Here is a 14,627-nt window from a genome sequence, read left to right as displayed (position 1 = left end):
GGGCCCGCCCTTCCGGAACTTCCATGACCGTCATCACCAACATCGAAGACCTGCGCGTGCTGGCGCAGAAGCGCGTGCCGCGCATGTTCTACGACTATGCCGACTCCGGCGCCTGGACCGAAGGCACCTACCGCGCCAACGAAGAGGACTTCCAGAAGATCAAGCTGCGCCAGCGCGTGGCCGTCAACCTGGAGAACCGCAGCACCGCCACCACCATGGTGGGCGTGCCCGCGAAGATGCCCGTGGCCATCGCGCCGGTGGGCCTGACGGGCATGCAGCATGCCGACGGCGAGATCCATGCGGCGCGCGCGGCCGAGAAGTTCGGCATTCCGTTCACGCTCTCGACCATGAGCATCTGCTCCATCGAGGACATCGCGCAGAACACGTCGGCGCCCTTCTGGTTCCAGCTGTACATGATGCGCGACCGCGACGCCATGGCCCGCATGATCGACCGCTGCAAGGCGGCGAAGTGCAGCGCACTGGTGCTGACGCTGGACCTGCAGGTGATCGGCCAGCGCCACAAGGACCTCAAGAACGGCCTGACGGCGCCGCCGCGGCCGACGCTCAAGAACATCCTCAACCTGGCGACCAAGCCGCGCTGGGTCATGGGCATGGCGCAGACCAAGCGCCGCACCTTCCGCAACCTGGTGGGCCATGTGAAGGGCGTGAGCGACATGAGCTCGCTGGCCGCCTGGACCAACGAGCAGTTCGATCCGCGCCTGTCGTGGGCCGACATCGAATGGGTCAAGCAGCAGTGGGGCGGCAAGCTGATCTTGAAGGGGATCATGGTCGAGGAAGACGCCCGCATGGCCGCCGATGCCGGCGCCGACGCCATCGTGGTGAGCAACCATGGCGGCCGCCAGCTCGACGGCGCGCCCAGCAGCATCTCGGCCCTGCCGGCCATCGTGGACGCGGTGGGCCACCGGCTGGAGGTGTGGATGGACGGCGGCATCCGCAGCGGCCAGGACGTGCTCAAGGCCTGGGCCCTGGGCGCGCGCGGCACGATGATCGGCCGCTCGATGGTCTACGGCCTGGGCGCGATGGGCGAGGCCGGCGTGACGCGGGCGCTGCAGATCATCCACAAGGAGCTGGACACGACCATGGCCTTCTGCGGGCATACGCAGTTGCGCAACGTGGACCGGAGCATTCTGTTGCCGGGGACGTATCCGACGGCTTGAGGTAGTTTGCGCTGCCGCCCTGATGCGGTTGTGCGGTTGTGCGGTTGTGCGGTTGTGCGGTTGTGCGGTTGTGCGCTGTGGCGATGGTCCGGCCCTGGTGCCGGTGAGGGCGCGTCGGCGCTTCAGTGGGGCGGTCGGCGCTGCGCGCCGACTTCCCTCCGGTGCTCGGTCGGACGGGCCGCGGCATAACTCGCTACGCGCTTCGCGCTGCGCTCAAACAAACGCCGCGAGTCAGTTCACGAAGCGGGCCTGTCCTCCGGCAGGCCCGCAGCCCGTCCGCCCTGCGCTCCTCGGCGCCCCACAGGCGCGCCGCCACGCCCTCACCGGCACCAAGGCCTGCGGGATGGTTGATCGGCCGGCATGAGTGCTGCGCCAACACTCGAGACCTTTGCTTCGTCGGTGCGTTCAATCCAGCACTGGCCTCCCCCCAGTGCACCACCACCGTGTCCCGCGCGGCGGGGTCGGGGCCTGGGGGCCGCGGGCGATTTCTGAAAAAGTATGAGCCCGCGGCCCCCAGGCCCCGGCCCCGCCGCGCGCGCTCTGGCGCATGCACCCCGGCCCAAGCACAGACGAACCGACCCGGACCGGACTGGAACCAGGTCAGGCTGGGCAAGCCCAGCCTCACCCCCAGCGCGGCGCCGGCTCGTCCTTCAGCACCTTCCGCCGCTGCGCATAGTCCGGCAGCACGCGCCCCACCTCGTCCCAGAAGCGCGGGCTGTGGTCCATCACCCGCAGGTGCGCCAGCTCGTGCACGACGACGTAGTCGATGATCGGCAGCCGGTAATGGATCAGCCGCCAGTTGAGGCGGATCGAGCCGTCCGCGCTCGCACTGCCCCAGCGGGTGGCGGCGTTGGACAGCGACAGTTTGGTCCACTGCACACCCAACTGGGGCGCGAAATGCGCCAGCCGCTCGGTGAAGACGCGCCGCGCCTGCCGCGTCAGCCAGGCCTGCGCCGCGTCGCGGATGCGGGCCTCGCCCACGTCCGGCGAGAGTGCCAGCCGCAGCACCTGCGGCGCATCGGCGCTGCCATCGCCCACGTCCAGCAGCCCTCCCGTGCCGGCCTGGCGGTCGGTCGGGTCCAGGCGCAGGGTGACCATGCGCCCCAGGAAGGGCAACTGCGCCCCATCGCACCAGTCGATGCGGCCGGCCTCCTGTTGCGCCTCGCGCTGGCGCGCCTCCGACAGCTTGCGCAGGATCCAGCCGGCCTTCTCCTGCAGGGCAGACTCGACATCGCGGATGGCCGCCCAGCGCGGCGCGCGCACGGCCAGGCCCTCGGTGCCCACCGAGAAGCCGATGGTGCGGCGATGGCCACGGTCGAAGGCATAGGCGATGCGCACGTCGCCCAGCACGATCTCGCGCGAGGCGCGCGGATGGGTGAAGACAAGGGTGCGGCTGTCCGGCGCGCGAAGCGGCTGCGCCGGCGCGGCCATGCCCTGGGGGGTCGGCGCAACGCCGCGCACTTTCGCAGGCGGGAGGGGCGGCTCGACCGCCGGCGCTGGCGCCTGCGAATCGCCAAACAGGTCCAGCGTCAGCTGCAACAGCCGGTGCATGCCCGCGCCCTGCTTGCCGGCCGCCTTCAGCGGTAGGCCTCCGGGTCCAGGCGACGCATCTCGGCCTCGATCCAGGCCTGCACCTCGACCATGAGTTCGTCCGCCTTGCGGCCCGCGCTCGGGATGGCCGGGCCGATGGACACATGCACCGTGCCCGGTGTCTTGACGAAGGCCTTGCGCGGCCAGCAGCGGGCCGAGGTCACGGCGATGGGGATGACCGGTGCGCCAGTCTCCACCGCCAGCCGCGTGCCACCCGTCTTGTACTGGCCCACCTGGCCGCGCGGGATGCGCGTGCCCTCGGGGAACATGATGATCCACACACCCTTGGCCAGCAGCTTCTTGCCCTGCGCCACCACCTTCTGGAAGGCCTGCGTGCGCTGCTTGCGGTCGATGTGCACCATGTCCAGCCGCGACATGGCCCAGCCGAAGAAGGGCACATACAGCAGCTCCTTCTTGAACACGTAAGCCAGCGGATGCGGCATGAGCGTGGGCATCAGGAAGGTCTCGTAGGTGGACTGGTGCTTGACCAGCAGCACCGCACCGGCCTCTTTGTCCTGCGGCAGGTTCTCCATGCCCAGGACCACGGGCCGGATGCCCAGGATCCAGCGCGCGCCGCCGATGGCGACGCCCAGCCAGGCGGCGGCGATGCGGTAGAGCGGCTCGCCGCGCACGAAGAGCGAAGCCCCCAGCAGGGCGATGGCGTAGGGGACGACGGTGACCGCCATCCACAGCACGTGAAGGGTCGAACGGAGAAAGGCCATCGGGGACGGGTTTGGAGAGGAAGGAGGAAGCGCGGGGCCTCGATGCATCGGCCCGACTCAGGACCGGGCAAGGGCGGCGTGGCGGCAGGACATGGTCGGCGCGGGACGGTTCAGCCGCGAGCCACCGCCGGCGCACTGGCCGGGGCCGAGGGCGCGGGCGCCGCGTGGGCCTCGCGCGCCAGCAGGAAGCGGACGAAGTCGGCCAGGTCCTCGTGCACCTGGGTGCCGGGCGGAAACTCCGGCGGCAGCGGATGCACGCCGCGGCAGGCCGCGCCCATGCCGGTGAGCAGCAGGTGCGGCTCGCAGCCGGCGGCGGCGCCGGCCTGCAGGTCGCGCAGGCTGTCGCCCACCGTGGGTACGCCGCGCAGGTCGATGCCGAAGCGCTCGCCGATCTGGCGGAACAGGCCCGGCTTGGGCTTGCGGCAGTCGCAGTCGTCCTCGGGGCTGTGCGGACAGTAGAAGATGGCGTCGATGCGACCGCCGAAGGTGGCCAGCATCTTCTGCATCTTGGCGTGCATGGCGTTGAGCGAAGCCACGTCGAACAGACCGCGGCCCAGGCCCGACTGGTTGGAAGCGATCACCACATGCCAGCCGGCCTGATTGAGCCGCGCGATGGCCTCGAGCGCGCCGGGCAGCGGCGTCCACTCGGTGTCGCTCTTGACGAAGTCGTCGCGGTGCTCGTTGATGCTGCCGTTGCGGTCCAGGATCACCAGCTTGAGGGCCTGGCTGCGCTGCTGCTGGCGGACGTTCTCGGGCATGGTGGGCTCACTGGTGAAGGAAGGCGCGCGAGGCCGGTCAGGCCGCCAGCCGCTCCAGCAGCGCCACGCGGTTCATCGCCCGGTGCAGCGCGGCCAGCAGGCCCAGGCGGTTCAGGCGCAGGTCGGCCTCTTCGGCATTGACCATCACGCCGTCGAAGAAGGCATCGACCGGCGCGCGCAGCGCGGCCAGAGTCTGCAGCGAGGCGGTGTAGTCGCCGACAGCGAACTGCGCGTCGGCCTGCGGCACCACCTGCTGCATGGCCTGGTAGAGCGCCTGCTCGGCCGGCTCGCGCAGCAGGCCTTCGGTGACGTGGGCATCGGCCTCGGGCGACTTCTTGAGGATGTTGCCGATGCGCTTGTTGGCAGCGGCCAGGGCCGGTGCCTCGGGCAGGCGGGCGAAGGCGCGCACGGCAGCCAGCAGGCGCGGCACCTCGGCCAGACGCGGCGGGCGCTGGCCCAGCACGGCGTCGACTTCCTGGGCACTGGCGCCCTGCTCGCGCAGGCTGCCGGCCAGGCGGTCCTGGATGAAGTCCAGCAGCTGGGCGCGGGCGTTGGCCTCGGTGGCCAGCGGGCCCATGGCGCCGAGGGCGATGTCGATCAGGGCGGGCAGTTCGAGCGGCAGGTCGCGCTCGATCAGCATGCGCACCACGCCCAGCGCATGGCGGCGCAGCGCGAAAGGATCGCGGTCGCCGGTGGGCAGGTTGCCGATGCCGAACATGCCGGCCAGCGTCTCCAGCTTGTCGGCCAGGGCCACCGCCAGGCCGACCGTGCCGCGCGGCAGCTCGTCGCCGGCGAAGCGGGGCTTGTAGTGGTCCTCGATGGCGTCGGCCACCGCGGCGGGCAGGCCGTCGTTGAGCGAGTAGTAGCGGCCCATGATGCCCTGCAGCTCGGGGAACTCGCCCACCATGTCGGTGACCAGGTCGGTCTTGGCCAGCCGGGCGGCCTGCTCGGCCTGGGCCGCCAGCGCGCCCTCGCCCAGCTGGGCGGCGATGGCCTTGGCGATGGTCACGACGCGCTGCACGCGCTCGCCCTGCGTGCCCAGCTTGTTGTGGTAGACCACCTTGTCCAGCAGCGGCAGGCGCGATTCGAGGCTCTTCTTGCGGTCCTGGTCGAAGAAGAATTTGGCGTCGGCCAGGCGCGGGCGCACCACGCGCTCGTTGCCGCCGGTGACGGCGCTCGCGTCGTCGGGGCGGATGTTGCTCACGACCAGGAAGCGGTGCGTCAGCCGGCCCTGCGCGTCCAGCAGCGGGAAGTACTTCTGGTTGGCCTTCATCGTCAGGATGAGGCATTCCTGCGGCACGTCCAGGAACTCCTGCTCGAAGCTGCAGGTGAGCACGTTGGGCCGCTCGACCAGGGCCGTGACCTCGTCCAGCAGGGCGTCGTCGCGGATGGGCTCGCAGCCGTTGCCCACGGCCAGCGCGGCGGCGGCCAGCTGGCGGGCGATCTCGGCGCGGCGGGCCTCGAAGCCGGCGATGACGGCGCCCTCTTCCTCCAGCTGCAGCGCATAGTGGTCGGCGTCGCGCAGAACGACCGGGTCGACGGCGGCTTCGAAGCGGTGGCCGTGCGTGTCGCGGCCGGCCTCCAGGCCCAGGGCGGTGACGGGCACCACCTCGGCGCCGTGCAGCGCCACCAGGCCATGCGCCGGGCGCACGAAGCTCACGCTGCTCCAGCCGGGCAGCTCGCAGCGGGCTTCGAGCTGGTAGCTCATGACCTTGGGGATGGGCAGCTTGGCGATGGCCTCGGCCAGGGCCTTCTGCAGGCCCTCGGCCAGGGTGGCGCCAGCCACGGTGCTGTCATGGAACAGCGCCTCGGCCTTGCCATCGGGCGCGCGGCGCAGGCCGGCGGCGGCCGAGGCTTCCAGGCCCAGGGCGGCGAGCTTCTTGACCAGCGCGGGCGTGGGCTGGCCGGCGGCATCCAGACCGACGCTGACCGGCATCAGCTTCTGCGAGACGGCCTTGTCGGCGGCGCGCGGCGCGACGTGGGTCAGGTGCGCGGCCAGGCGGCGCGGCGAGGCATAGGCGGTGAGCGCCGAGGCGCCGCCGGCCAGGCCCTGGGCGACCAGCTGGTCGCGCAGCACGCCTGCGAAGGCGTCGCCGAGCTTCTTGAGCGCCTTGGGCGGCAGTTCCTCGACGAAGAGTTCGACGAGCAGGCTGGGATGCGAGGACGTGGCGTTCATGGCTCAGGCGGCGGCTTTCTCGCCGGCGGCGGTGGACTCGTTGTTCTTCTTGGGGATCTGCGCGACCCATTCGCGCGGCGCCAGCGGGAAGCCCAGGCGCTCGCGGCTGTCGTAGTAGCTCTGTGCCACGGCACGGGCCAGGTTGCGGATGCGGCCGATGTAGGCGGCGCGTTCGGTCACGCTGATGGCGCCACGCGCATCCAGCAGGTTGAAGGTGTGGGCGGCCTTGAGCACCTGCTCGTAGGCGGGCAGCGCCAGCTTCTCCTGCATGAGGTGCCTGGCCTGCTTCTCGTGCGCACCGAAGGCGGTGAACAGGAAGTCGGCGTCGGAATGCTCGAAGTTGTAGGTCGACTGTTCGACCTCGTTCTGGTGGTAGATGTCGCCGTAGCTGACGCCCGGGGCGTACTCCAGGTCGAAGATGCTTTCCCTGCCCTGGATGTACATGGCCAGGCGCTCCAGGCCGTAGGTGATCTCGCCCGTGATCGGCCGGCAGTCGATGCCGCCCACCTGCTGGAAGTAGGTGAACTGCGTCACCTCCATGCCGTTGAGCCAGACCTCCCAGCCCAGGCCCCAGGCGCCCAGCGTGGGGTTCTCCCAGTCGTCCTCGACGAAGCGCACGTCGTTCTTCTTGAGGTCGAAGCCCAGGGCCTCCAGGCTGCCGAGGTAGAGCTCGAGGATGTTGGAGGGCGCCGGCTTGAGCACCACCTGGAACTGGTAGTAGTGCTGCAGGCGGTTGGGGTTCTCGCCGTAGCGGCCGTCCTTGGGGCGGCGGCTGGGCTGCACGTAGGCGGCCTTCCACGGCTCGGGCCCCAGGGCGCGCAGGAAGGTGGCGGTGTGGCTGGTGCCGGCGCCCACTTCCATGTCGTAGGGTTGCAGCAGGGCGCAGCCCTGGGCGTCCCAGTAGGCCTGGAGCTTGAGGATGATCTGTTGGAAGGTCAGCATGGTGCGGGAAGAAGGCAGGCCGGAGGCAGTCGCAGCGCCGGCGCAGGGAACCGCGCATTTTATGGGCGTGCCCGCCGTGCGGCGCCGCGGCGGGCATGCGAGGCCGGCGGACGACTACACGGGCTGGCGGCGCGCGGCCCTGGCGAAGTCGGCTTGCCGTCAGGAGCATGTCGGCTTCGCCCGACACCCCGCCTGTCCCCCATGCCCGCTGCCCCTGCACTTGCACCTGCCGCACCGCTCTTCGTGGTGCTCAACCGTGGATCGGGTCGCGGCAGCGCGGACGAGACGCGGAAGGCGATCGAGGCCGCCTGCCGCGCCGCCGGCCGGCCGCTGACGCTGCGGGTCGTCGGCCAAGGGCGCCGCGTGCCCGACCTGGCGCGCGAGGCGGTCGAATCGGCCCTGGCCCAGGGTGGCATCGCGGTGGCGGCCGGCGGCGACGGCACCATCAATGCGGTGGCGCATGCGGCCCTGCGCGCCGGCTGCGCCTTCGGCGTGCTGCCGCAGGGCACCTTCAACTACTTCAGCCGGGTGCACGGCATCCCGGCGCCCATCGAGGAATCGCTGCAGTCCCTGCTGACCGGCACGCCGCAGCCGGTGCAGGCCGGCGAGGTAAACGACCGCGCCTTCCTGGTCAATGCCAGCCTGGGCCTCTATGCCCGCATGCTGGAAGAACGCGAGGACTTCAAGGCCCGCTTCGGCCGCCGACGCTGGGTCGCCTTCGGCGCCGCGCTGGCCACGCTGCTCAAGGGCTTTCGCACCTGGACGCTCAACGTGAGCGCCGGCGGTGGCACGCAGGTGCTGCGCACACCCACGCTCTTCGTCGGCAACAACGCGCTGCAGTTCGAGCAGGTGGGCGTGGAGGAAGGCCAGGCCGTGGAAGAAGGCGGCGCGCTGGCCGCCATCGCGCTGGAGCCGCTGGGCCGGCTCGCCATGATCGGGCTGGTGCTGCGTGCGGCCCTGGGCCGGCTGGGCAGCGCCTCCAAGGTGCGCAGTTTCACGTTCCGCGAGATCGAGGTGCAGGCGGCGACCGGTGCCTCCTCCGGGCGTCGACGCGTGCGCGTGGCCACCGACGGCGAGGTGCAATGGATGGACATGCCGCTGCGCTTTCGCGTGTCGCCGCGGCCGCTGTGGCTGGTCAAGCCCCTGGATGCGAAGGCCGAGCGCGCATGAGTGAACGCCCGGCCGCGCCGACCGGCGCCCGCATCGAAGGGACCGCTGACGGTCGTCCCATGAACGATCCCGCCCTGGCACCGCATGCCGCACGCGGATGCGTGCTGCTGCATCTGTCGGATCCCCACTTCGGCACCGAGCAGCCCCCCGTCGTCGAGGCTTTGGTGCGCTGGGTGCGCGCGCAGGCCGCCGACGCGGTCCTCGTGAGCGGAGACATCACCCAGCGCGCCACCCGCGCGCAGTTCATGGCGGCGCGCGACTTCTTCCAGCGCCTGGGCGCTGCGCGGCTGCTCGTCATCCCCGGCAACCACGACATTCCGCTCTTCGACCTGGGCACGCGGCTGATTTCGCCCTATCGGCGCTACCGGGCCGCGCTGGGCGACGAACTGGAGCCCGTCCTGGATCTGCCTCACAGCTTGGTGCTGGGCGCCAAGACCACGCGACGCTGGCGCCACAGCGACGGCCAGATCGACGCTGCGCAGATCGAGCGCATTGCCCGGCGGCTGGCGGCCGCCGCGCCGGGCCAGTTGCGCGTCGTGATGGTCCACCAGCCGGTGGCCGTCACCCGGCCGGAGGACCACGAAAACCTCCTGCACGGCCGCGAGGCCGCGCTGGCACGCTGGGCCGAGGCAGGCGTGGACCTGGTGCTGGGCGGCCACATCCACCTGCCCTTTGCCGTGCGGCTGCCCGAAGCCCGCGGCGCCTGGGCGGTGCAGGCGGGGACGGCCGTTTCCTCGCGGATACGATCCGGCGCGCCGAACTCGGTCAACCTGCTGCGCTGGGCTGCACCGGACGGCGACACACGCCGCCGATGCACCCTGGAGCGGTGGGATTTCGACGCCCGCCGCACGGCCTTTGCGCTGGCACGCACCGACACCCTGGAACTCCCCGCCAACGGCTGACACCACCCGGTTTGGAGCCACCCCTGACGACCGACGATCGATGACCCCTGACGACTGGAGCGCACTCGGTGCCCGCATGGGCAGCCAGGCCTGGACGGCCTTTCCCTTCCTCGTGCTGGCAGCCATGCTGCTGGCGCTGCTTGCGGGCAGCCTCGGCCTGGCGTGGCGTCGGCGCACCCGCCCCGAACCCGACACGCCGCCGCAGTTGGGACGCATCGTGCCCGGACTCGTCGCCGGCTTCGTGCTCATCATCGGCCTGGCCAGCCTGTTCACGCTCTTCGCGCGGCACCTGGGCGACGGTCGACCCATGGGCCGCATGGACGACGCCCTGAGCGTGGCCGTGGGCAACCACACGCCCGACTGGGCACGGCAAGCCTTTTCCCTCTTCACGCACATCGGCGACCCGCTGCCGGTGACGGTCTTCGTGCTGCTCTTCGCGCTGTTCCTGCGGCTGCGCGGGCACCCCGGCTTCGCCTGGGGATGGCTGCTGGCCAACGCGGGCAATGCAGTGCTGAACTATTCGCTCAAGCAGGTCTTCGAGCGCGTGCGGCCGGTGCACGACACGCTGCTGGTGAACGCGCCGGGCTTCAGCTTTCCCAGTGGCCACAGCTCGGCCGCGATCGTGCTGTGGGGCATGCTGGCCTACCTGTGCCTGCGCATCGGGCCCAAGGGCCTGCGGCTGCCGATGCTGGCGCTGGCCGCGGCGATGGCCGTGGCCATCCCGGCCAGCCGCGTGTTCCTGCAGGCGCACTTTCTGACGGATGTGGTTGCGGGCCTGTGCTCGGGCGCGGCCTGGCTCGCCATCAGCATCGTGAGTGCCGAGTCGGCGCGCCACCGGCGGCGCGCACGGCTGCACATGCGCACGGCCTGAGCCGGGACTGACCCGCACCGCGACACGGCCACGCGCCGGCCCGCAGAATGCATCGCATGCTCACGATCCATCACCTGGGCCGCTCCCAGTCCGAACGCATCCTCTGGCTCTGCGAAGAGCTGGGCCTTCCCTACACACTGGTGCGCCACCAGCGCGACGCGACGACCATGCTGTCGCCTCCGGCGCTCAAGGCACTACATCCGCTGGGCGCCGCGCCGGTGATCGAGGAGGACGGCCTGGTGCTGGCCGAGTCCGCCGCCATCGTCGACTACCTGATCGCCCGCCACGGCCAGGGCCGCCTGCGGCTGGCACCTGAACATCCCGACTTCGCCGCCTACCTCTATTGGTTCCACTTCGCCAACGGCAACCTGCAGCCGGTGATGGGCCGCCTGATGATGGTCAGCCGCGCCGGCCTGCCCGCCGACCATCCGGTGCAACAGGCCGTGCAGGGCAGGCTGGACCGCGTGCTGGCACTGGTGGAAGCGCGCCTGGGCGAGGCTGCCCATCTGGCCGGCGCCGAATTCACCGCCGCCGACATCCTGAGCGTGTTCTCGCTCAGCACCATGCGCCTGTTCCAGCCCGTGGACCTTGCGCCCTACCCCAACATCCGCGCATGGCTGCAACGCATGGGCGCCCGCCCCGCCTACCAGCGCGCGATGGCCAAGGGCGATCCGGATCTGGTGCCGATGCTGGGATGACACGGCGGGCCGGGTCAGTCGCCTCAAACGCAGGCAAAAGCGCATGAATCACTGGTCTCATGTAGCCCATAGGCTACAATCCACGCATGCGCGTCGAGCAGACAGACGAGTACAGGGAGTGGATTGATCGCCTGAAGGACGTGGCAGGCCGCGCACGCATCCTGATGCGCGTCGACCGGCTGATCCATGGCAACCCCGGCGCGCATCGGCATCTGACGGGCGGGGTATCGGAACTCAAGATCGACGTCGGCCCCGGCTACCGGGTCTACTACAGCCAGCGCGGCGACCGACTTCTGCTTCTGCTGGCGGGCGGAGACAAGGCATCCCAGAGCCGCGACATCGCCGCCGCCCTCCAACTGGCACAGGACTACGAAGGGTAAGCGCATGACCAAGGCACACACTGACAAGCCGTCGAAGACGAAGACCTCCGCCTACGACGTGGCAGAGCACCTGCGCACACCGGAGGAAATGGCGGCCTACCTCGACGCCTGGCTGGAAGAGGCGCCCGACGACGCCGCCGGCATCGCCCGCGCACTCGGTGACATCGCCCGCGCCAAGGGCATGAGCGATGTCGCCCGGGAAACGGGCCTGAGCCGCGAAAGCCTGTACCGCGCGCTGAGCGCGGACGGCAATCCGAGCTTCGCCACGGTGCTCAAGGTGGCCAAGGCCCTGGGCGTACGGCTGCATGCGCAGCCGGCGTGAGAAACAGGCCCTTCATTCGCTGCTCGCTGCATCACAAGCGAATCATCGCCAGACCGGCCCTAACGTCGGCACGGCTCATCCCAATAAGGATCGAAAGGCCGCGGAGCAGGCCATGCCAGCAGGCCACGCGGAACCGGCTCCGCCGGGCCGCTGGGGCGTCTGGCAGACCGCGCTGCGCCAGTGGCGCAGCCCCTCGAGGGGAGTGCGGGCCACACGCAGTGAGGCCCGCACACGGGGTGGGTGTCAATACTCCCAGAAGATCCGCTGCAGCTCCTTGGAGTCGCGCGTCTTCGTCAGCGCCACCATCGCCAGGATGCGTGCCTTCTGCGGGTTCAGGTCGTGCGCGACCACCCAGTCGTACTTGTCGTCGGGCTGCTCGGCATTGCGCAGCACGAAGCCACCGGTGTTCACGCGCGAGCTGCGGATGATCTGCACGCCTTCGCTGCGCAGCTTCTGCAGCACGGGCACGGCGCGGTCGGCCACCGAGCCGTTGCCGGTGCCGGCATGGACCAGCGCCGCCTTGCCCTTGCCGATGGCCTCGTACTGGGCGGCGGGCACGTTGCCGTAGCCGTAGGCGATGTCCACCGCGGGCAGCGCGGTGATCTGGTCGATGTCGAACTCCGACTGCATCGTGTGCTTCTTCACCGGCGCGCGGAACCAGTAGTTCTTGCCCTCGACGATCATGCCCAGCGGGCCCCACTGGCTCTTGAAGGCCTCGGTTTTGATGTTGATGGCCTTGGCCACGTCGCGGCCCGACTGGATCTCGTCGTTCATCGTCACCAGCACGCCCTTGCCGGACGCGTCCTTGCTGGCGGCGACGTTGACGGCGTCGTACAGGTTCAGGGCGCCGTCGGCCGACAGGGCGGTGCCCGGGCGCATGGAGCCGACCACCACGATGGGTTTGGCCGTGTGCACCGTCAGGTTGAGGAAATACGCCGTCTCTTCGAGCGTGTCGGTGCCGTGGGTGACGACGATGCCGTCCACGTCCGCCTGCTTGGCCAGGGCCGAGACGCGCTTGGCCAGGGTCAGCAGGTTGTCGTTGGTGAAGCTCTCCGAGGCGATCTGGAACACCTGCTCGCCGCGCACGGTGGCGACCTTCGAGAGCTCGGGCAGGCCGGCGATCAGCTTGTCCACCGGCACCTTCGCGGCGGCGTAGGTGGCGCTGTTGGCGGCCGAGGCGCCTGCGCCAGCGATGGTGCCGCCGGTGGCCAGGATCACCACGTTGGGCAGGGCGGGCTGGGCCTGGGCCAGGGCGGCGCCGGCCATGAGCGCGGCGCCAGCGGCGAGCGCGCGAAGACGGTAGGAAAGGTACATGCGGAAACTCCGTTCTTGATGTGGGATCACACGGCCTGCACGCTCCTGAAGCAAGCGCTGTGGACTTGCTGTAGGACCCTCGATGCGGCCGCCCGCAACGCTACTCATGATTTGTGCCGCGGCCGGCCCGGGTCGATGCCGAAGCGGCATCCAGCCATGCCCCGCAGTACCATCGCGCGACTCTCGACCGCCCTCGCGCTGCGCCGTGCCTCTCCATCTCTCCGATCCCGACATGCCTGCCGACGGCACCCCGCCCCCGCAGGAGATGCCCGCGCCCGACGGGCCTCTGTCGCGCGCACGCCCCGGGCGCGAGCGCATCCTGGCGGCCATCCGCGCGGCGGCCATCACCGAGTTCAGCCTGCATGGCCTCAAGGGCACCTCGACCCAGGCCATCGCCCAGCGCGCGGGCCTGACCAAGCCGCAGCTGCACTACTACATCGCCGGCAAGGAAGAGCTCTATTCCGAGCTGCTGATGCAGGTGCTGCACGAATGGAAGGTGGTGTTCTCCTTCGACGAGCATGCCAACGACCCGGCCCGGGTTCTCGCGGCCTATGTGCGCCAGAAGCTGGACCATGCCTTCGACAAGCCGGAGATGTCGCGCATCTTCACCCGCGAGGTGCTGGACGGCGGCCGCAACCTGGAGCGCTTCTGGCCCATGTCGCGCCAGTGGACGCAGAAGAAGATCGACATCATCGACGGCTGGATTGCCCGCGGCCTGATGCGCCCGCTCGATGGCCGGCTGCTGCTGCAGCACATCTGGGCCATGACCCAGTACCACGCCGACTACGCGCTGCAGGTGCGCTCGATGGGCGGCCTGCCCGAGGACGCGCACATCGACCGCGAGCCCATCGCGCGCGAGCTGATCGGCTTCGTACTCGCCGGCTGCGGCATGGCGGTACCGGCCGACGCCTGACTGCAGACTCCTAACCGTCCGCACCGCCCCGGTGCATCTGCGCTGGCACGCCACGTGCTTAATTTGACCGATTGCTCTGACTCATCGGTCAAACACCATGCGCGTGCTCGTCGTCTACTGCCATCCAGTCGAAACCAGCTTCGCTTCGGCCATGCATCAGGAGGTGCTGCGCAACCTGCGCGCCGCGGGCCACGAGGTGGACGACTGCGACCTCTATGCCGAGGGCTTCAACCCGGTGATGTCGCGCGACGAGCGCCTGGGCTACCACGACGTCCCCGCCAACCGGGTGCCGCTGCAGCCCTACATCGAGCGGCTGGAGCGCGCCGAGGCCATCGTGTTCTGCTTCCCGACCTGGTGCTTCGGCCTGCCGGCGATGCTCAAGGGCTGGTTCGACCGCCTGCTGATGCCCGGCGTGGCCTTCGACATCAGCGACCCGGCCAACGTCCGGCCGATGCTGCGCAACATCAAGCGCATCAGCGCCGTCGTCACCTACGGCCGGCCGCGCTGGATGGCCTGGTACATGGGCGATCCGCCGCGCAAGATCATCACCCGCTACATGAAGCGGCTCACGGCCGCCCAGGCGCGGGTGGACTACCACGCGCACTACCACATGAACGTGGCGACCGAGGCGCAGCTGGGCCGCTTCAAGGCCCGCGTGGGCGCCGCCATGGCGGCCTTCCGCTGAGCAGCG

15 protein-coding genes are annotated in these 14,627 nt (G+C 70.2%); 9 read left to right on the top strand and 6 right to left on the bottom strand.

Going from position 1 to position 14,627, the window contains the following annotated elements:
* The first annotated feature begins 23 nt into the window (after positions 1-23).
* The gene (locus BXA03_RS23325; protein ID WP_076511583.1) at positions 24-1,178 is read left to right on the top strand and encodes an alpha-hydroxy acid oxidase; all 1,155 of its coding nucleotides are present in this window, start codon (positions 24-26) and stop codon (positions 1,176-1,178) included.
* Between the two features lie 621 nt (positions 1,179-1,799).
* Here the strand turns inward: BXA03_RS23325 and BXA03_RS23320 are convergent.
* The 5 genes from BXA03_RS23320 to glyQ all read right to left on the bottom strand — a co-directional run bounded on the left by BXA03_RS23320 (position 1,800) and on the right by glyQ (position 7,366).
* On the bottom strand, positions 1,800-2,729 hold the full coding sequence (locus BXA03_RS23320) for a M48 family metallopeptidase (protein WP_076511582.1): 930 nt from the start codon (positions 2,727-2,729) through the stop codon (positions 1,800-1,802).
* Between the two features lie 26 nt (positions 2,730-2,755).
* Positions 2,756-3,490 carry a lysophospholipid acyltransferase family protein gene (locus BXA03_RS23315; RefSeq protein ID WP_076511581.1) on the bottom strand — a complete coding sequence of 245 codons (735 nt, stop codon included), beginning with the start codon at positions 3,488-3,490 and terminating at the stop codon, positions 2,756-2,758.
* Between the two features lie 110 nt (positions 3,491-3,600).
* Positions 3,601-4,248: a D-glycero-beta-D-manno-heptose 1,7-bisphosphate 7-phosphatase gene (gene gmhB, locus BXA03_RS23310; protein WP_076511580.1), complete on the bottom strand. Its 648-nt coding sequence runs from the start codon at positions 4,246-4,248 to the stop codon at positions 3,601-3,603.
* Between the two features lie 37 nt (positions 4,249-4,285).
* On the bottom strand, positions 4,286-6,424 hold the full coding sequence (gene glyS / locus BXA03_RS23305) for a glycine--tRNA ligase subunit beta (RefSeq protein ID WP_076511579.1): 2,139 nt from the start codon (positions 6,422-6,424) through the stop codon (positions 4,286-4,288).
* A 3-nt stretch (positions 6,425-6,427) separates the two neighbouring features.
* Positions 6,428-7,366 carry a glycine--tRNA ligase subunit alpha gene (gene glyQ, locus BXA03_RS23300; RefSeq protein WP_076511578.1) on the bottom strand — a complete coding sequence of 313 codons (939 nt, stop codon included), beginning with the start codon at positions 7,364-7,366 and terminating at the stop codon, positions 6,428-6,430.
* Positions 7,367-7,567: 201 nt separating this feature from the next.
* Between glyQ and BXA03_RS23295 the strand changes: the two genes are divergently transcribed.
* The 6 genes from BXA03_RS23295 (at position 7,568) to BXA03_RS23270 (ending at position 11,709) form a co-directional block, all read left to right on the top strand.
* On the top strand, positions 7,568-8,536 hold the full coding sequence (locus BXA03_RS23295; RefSeq protein WP_076511577.1) for a diacylglycerol/lipid kinase family protein: 969 nt from the start codon (positions 7,568-7,570) through the stop codon (positions 8,534-8,536).
* 59 nt (positions 8,537-8,595) lie between these two features.
* Positions 8,596-9,438 (top strand): metallophosphoesterase family protein, encoded by an 843-nt coding sequence (locus tag BXA03_RS23290; protein WP_076511576.1) that lies wholly within the window; start codon positions 8,596-8,598, stop codon positions 9,436-9,438.
* Between the two features lie 40 nt (positions 9,439-9,478).
* Positions 9,479-10,309 (top strand): phosphatase PAP2 family protein, encoded by an 831-nt coding sequence (locus BXA03_RS23285; RefSeq protein ID WP_083716323.1) that lies wholly within the window; start codon positions 9,479-9,481, stop codon positions 10,307-10,309.
* Positions 10,310-10,365: 56 nt separating this feature from the next.
* On the top strand, positions 10,366-11,007 hold the full coding sequence (locus tag BXA03_RS23280) for a glutathione S-transferase family protein (protein WP_076511574.1): 642 nt from the start codon (positions 10,366-10,368) through the stop codon (positions 11,005-11,007).
* Positions 11,008-11,093: 86 nt separating this feature from the next.
* Positions 11,094-11,387, top strand: coding sequence for a type II toxin-antitoxin system RelE/ParE family toxin (locus BXA03_RS23275; protein ID WP_076511573.1), 294 nt, complete (start codon positions 11,094-11,096; stop codon positions 11,385-11,387).
* Between the two features lie 4 nt (positions 11,388-11,391).
* Complete coding sequence (locus tag BXA03_RS23270; protein WP_076511572.1) at positions 11,392-11,709, top strand: addiction module antidote protein; 318 nt, start codon at positions 11,392-11,394, stop codon at positions 11,707-11,709.
* A 243-nt stretch (positions 11,710-11,952) separates the two neighbouring features.
* Here the strand turns inward: BXA03_RS23270 and BXA03_RS23265 are convergent, their stop codons facing one another.
* Positions 11,953-13,023 carry a type II asparaginase gene (locus tag BXA03_RS23265; RefSeq protein WP_076511571.1) on the bottom strand — a complete coding sequence of 357 codons (1,071 nt, stop codon included), beginning with the start codon at positions 13,021-13,023 and terminating at the stop codon, positions 11,953-11,955.
* 232 nt (positions 13,024-13,255) lie between these two features.
* Between BXA03_RS23265 and BXA03_RS23260 the strand changes: the two genes are divergently transcribed.
* Together BXA03_RS23260 and BXA03_RS23255 are read left to right on the top strand one after the other, a co-directional pair.
* Positions 13,256-13,936 carry a TetR family transcriptional regulator C-terminal domain-containing protein gene (locus BXA03_RS23260; protein ID WP_234983808.1) on the top strand — a complete coding sequence of 227 codons (681 nt, stop codon included), beginning with the start codon at positions 13,256-13,258 and terminating at the stop codon, positions 13,934-13,936.
* A 97-nt stretch (positions 13,937-14,033) separates the two neighbouring features.
* Positions 14,034-14,621: an NAD(P)H-dependent oxidoreductase gene (locus tag BXA03_RS23255; RefSeq protein ID WP_076511569.1), complete on the top strand. Its 588-nt coding sequence runs from the start codon at positions 14,034-14,036 to the stop codon at positions 14,619-14,621.
* The last annotated feature ends 6 nt before the right edge of the window (positions 14,622-14,627 follow it).

Origin of the sequence: Pseudacidovorax sp. RU35E, assembly GCF_900156165.1 — a bacterium.
Lineage (GTDB): Bacteria > Pseudomonadota > Gammaproteobacteria > Burkholderiales > Burkholderiaceae_C > Xenophilus.
Note: the sequence above shows the minus strand (reverse complement) of the source record. Positions and strands in the feature narration are given on the sequence as shown.

Excerpts from the sequence above, each read along its gene's own strand:
- BXA03_RS23325 (WP_076511583.1), top strand. The coding sequence starts at position 24 with ATGACCGTCATCACCAACATCGAAGACCTGCGCGTGCTGGCGCAGAAG.
- BXA03_RS23280 (WP_076511574.1), top strand. The coding sequence starts at position 10,366 with ATGCTCACGATCCATCACCTGGGCCGCTCCCAGTCCGAACGCATCCTC.
- BXA03_RS23315 (WP_076511581.1), bottom strand. The coding sequence starts at position 3,490 with ATGGCCTTTCTCCGTTCGACCCTTCACGTGCTGTGGATGGCGGTCACC.
- BXA03_RS23295 (WP_076511577.1), top strand. The coding sequence starts at position 7,568 with ATGCCCGCTGCCCCTGCACTTGCACCTGCCGCACCGCTCTTCGTGGTG.
- glyS (WP_076511579.1), bottom strand. The coding sequence starts at position 6,424 with ATGAACGCCACGTCCTCGCATCCCAGCCTGCTCGTCGAACTCTTCGTC.
- BXA03_RS23260 (WP_234983808.1), top strand. The coding sequence starts at position 13,256 with ATGCCTGCCGACGGCACCCCGCCCCCGCAGGAGATGCCCGCGCCCGAC.
- BXA03_RS23275 (WP_076511573.1), top strand. The coding sequence starts at position 11,094 with ATGCGCGTCGAGCAGACAGACGAGTACAGGGAGTGGATTGATCGCCTG.
- BXA03_RS23290 (WP_076511576.1), top strand. The coding sequence starts at position 8,596 with ATGAACGATCCCGCCCTGGCACCGCATGCCGCACGCGGATGCGTGCTG.
- BXA03_RS23265 (WP_076511571.1), bottom strand. The coding sequence starts at position 13,023 with ATGTACCTTTCCTACCGTCTTCGCGCGCTCGCCGCTGGCGCCGCGCTC.
- BXA03_RS23320 (WP_076511582.1), bottom strand. The coding sequence starts at position 2,729 with ATGCACCGGCTGTTGCAGCTGACGCTGGACCTGTTTGGCGATTCGCAG.
- BXA03_RS23270 (WP_076511572.1), top strand. The coding sequence starts at position 11,392 with ATGACCAAGGCACACACTGACAAGCCGTCGAAGACGAAGACCTCCGCC.
- BXA03_RS23255 (WP_076511569.1), top strand. The coding sequence starts at position 14,034 with ATGCGCGTGCTCGTCGTCTACTGCCATCCAGTCGAAACCAGCTTCGCT.
- glyQ (WP_076511578.1), bottom strand. The coding sequence starts at position 7,366 with ATGCTGACCTTCCAACAGATCATCCTCAAGCTCCAGGCCTACTGGGAC.
- BXA03_RS23285 (WP_083716323.1), top strand. The coding sequence starts at position 9,479 with ATGACCCCTGACGACTGGAGCGCACTCGGTGCCCGCATGGGCAGCCAG.
- gmhB (WP_076511580.1), bottom strand. The coding sequence starts at position 4,248 with ATGCCCGAGAACGTCCGCCAGCAGCAGCGCAGCCAGGCCCTCAAGCTG.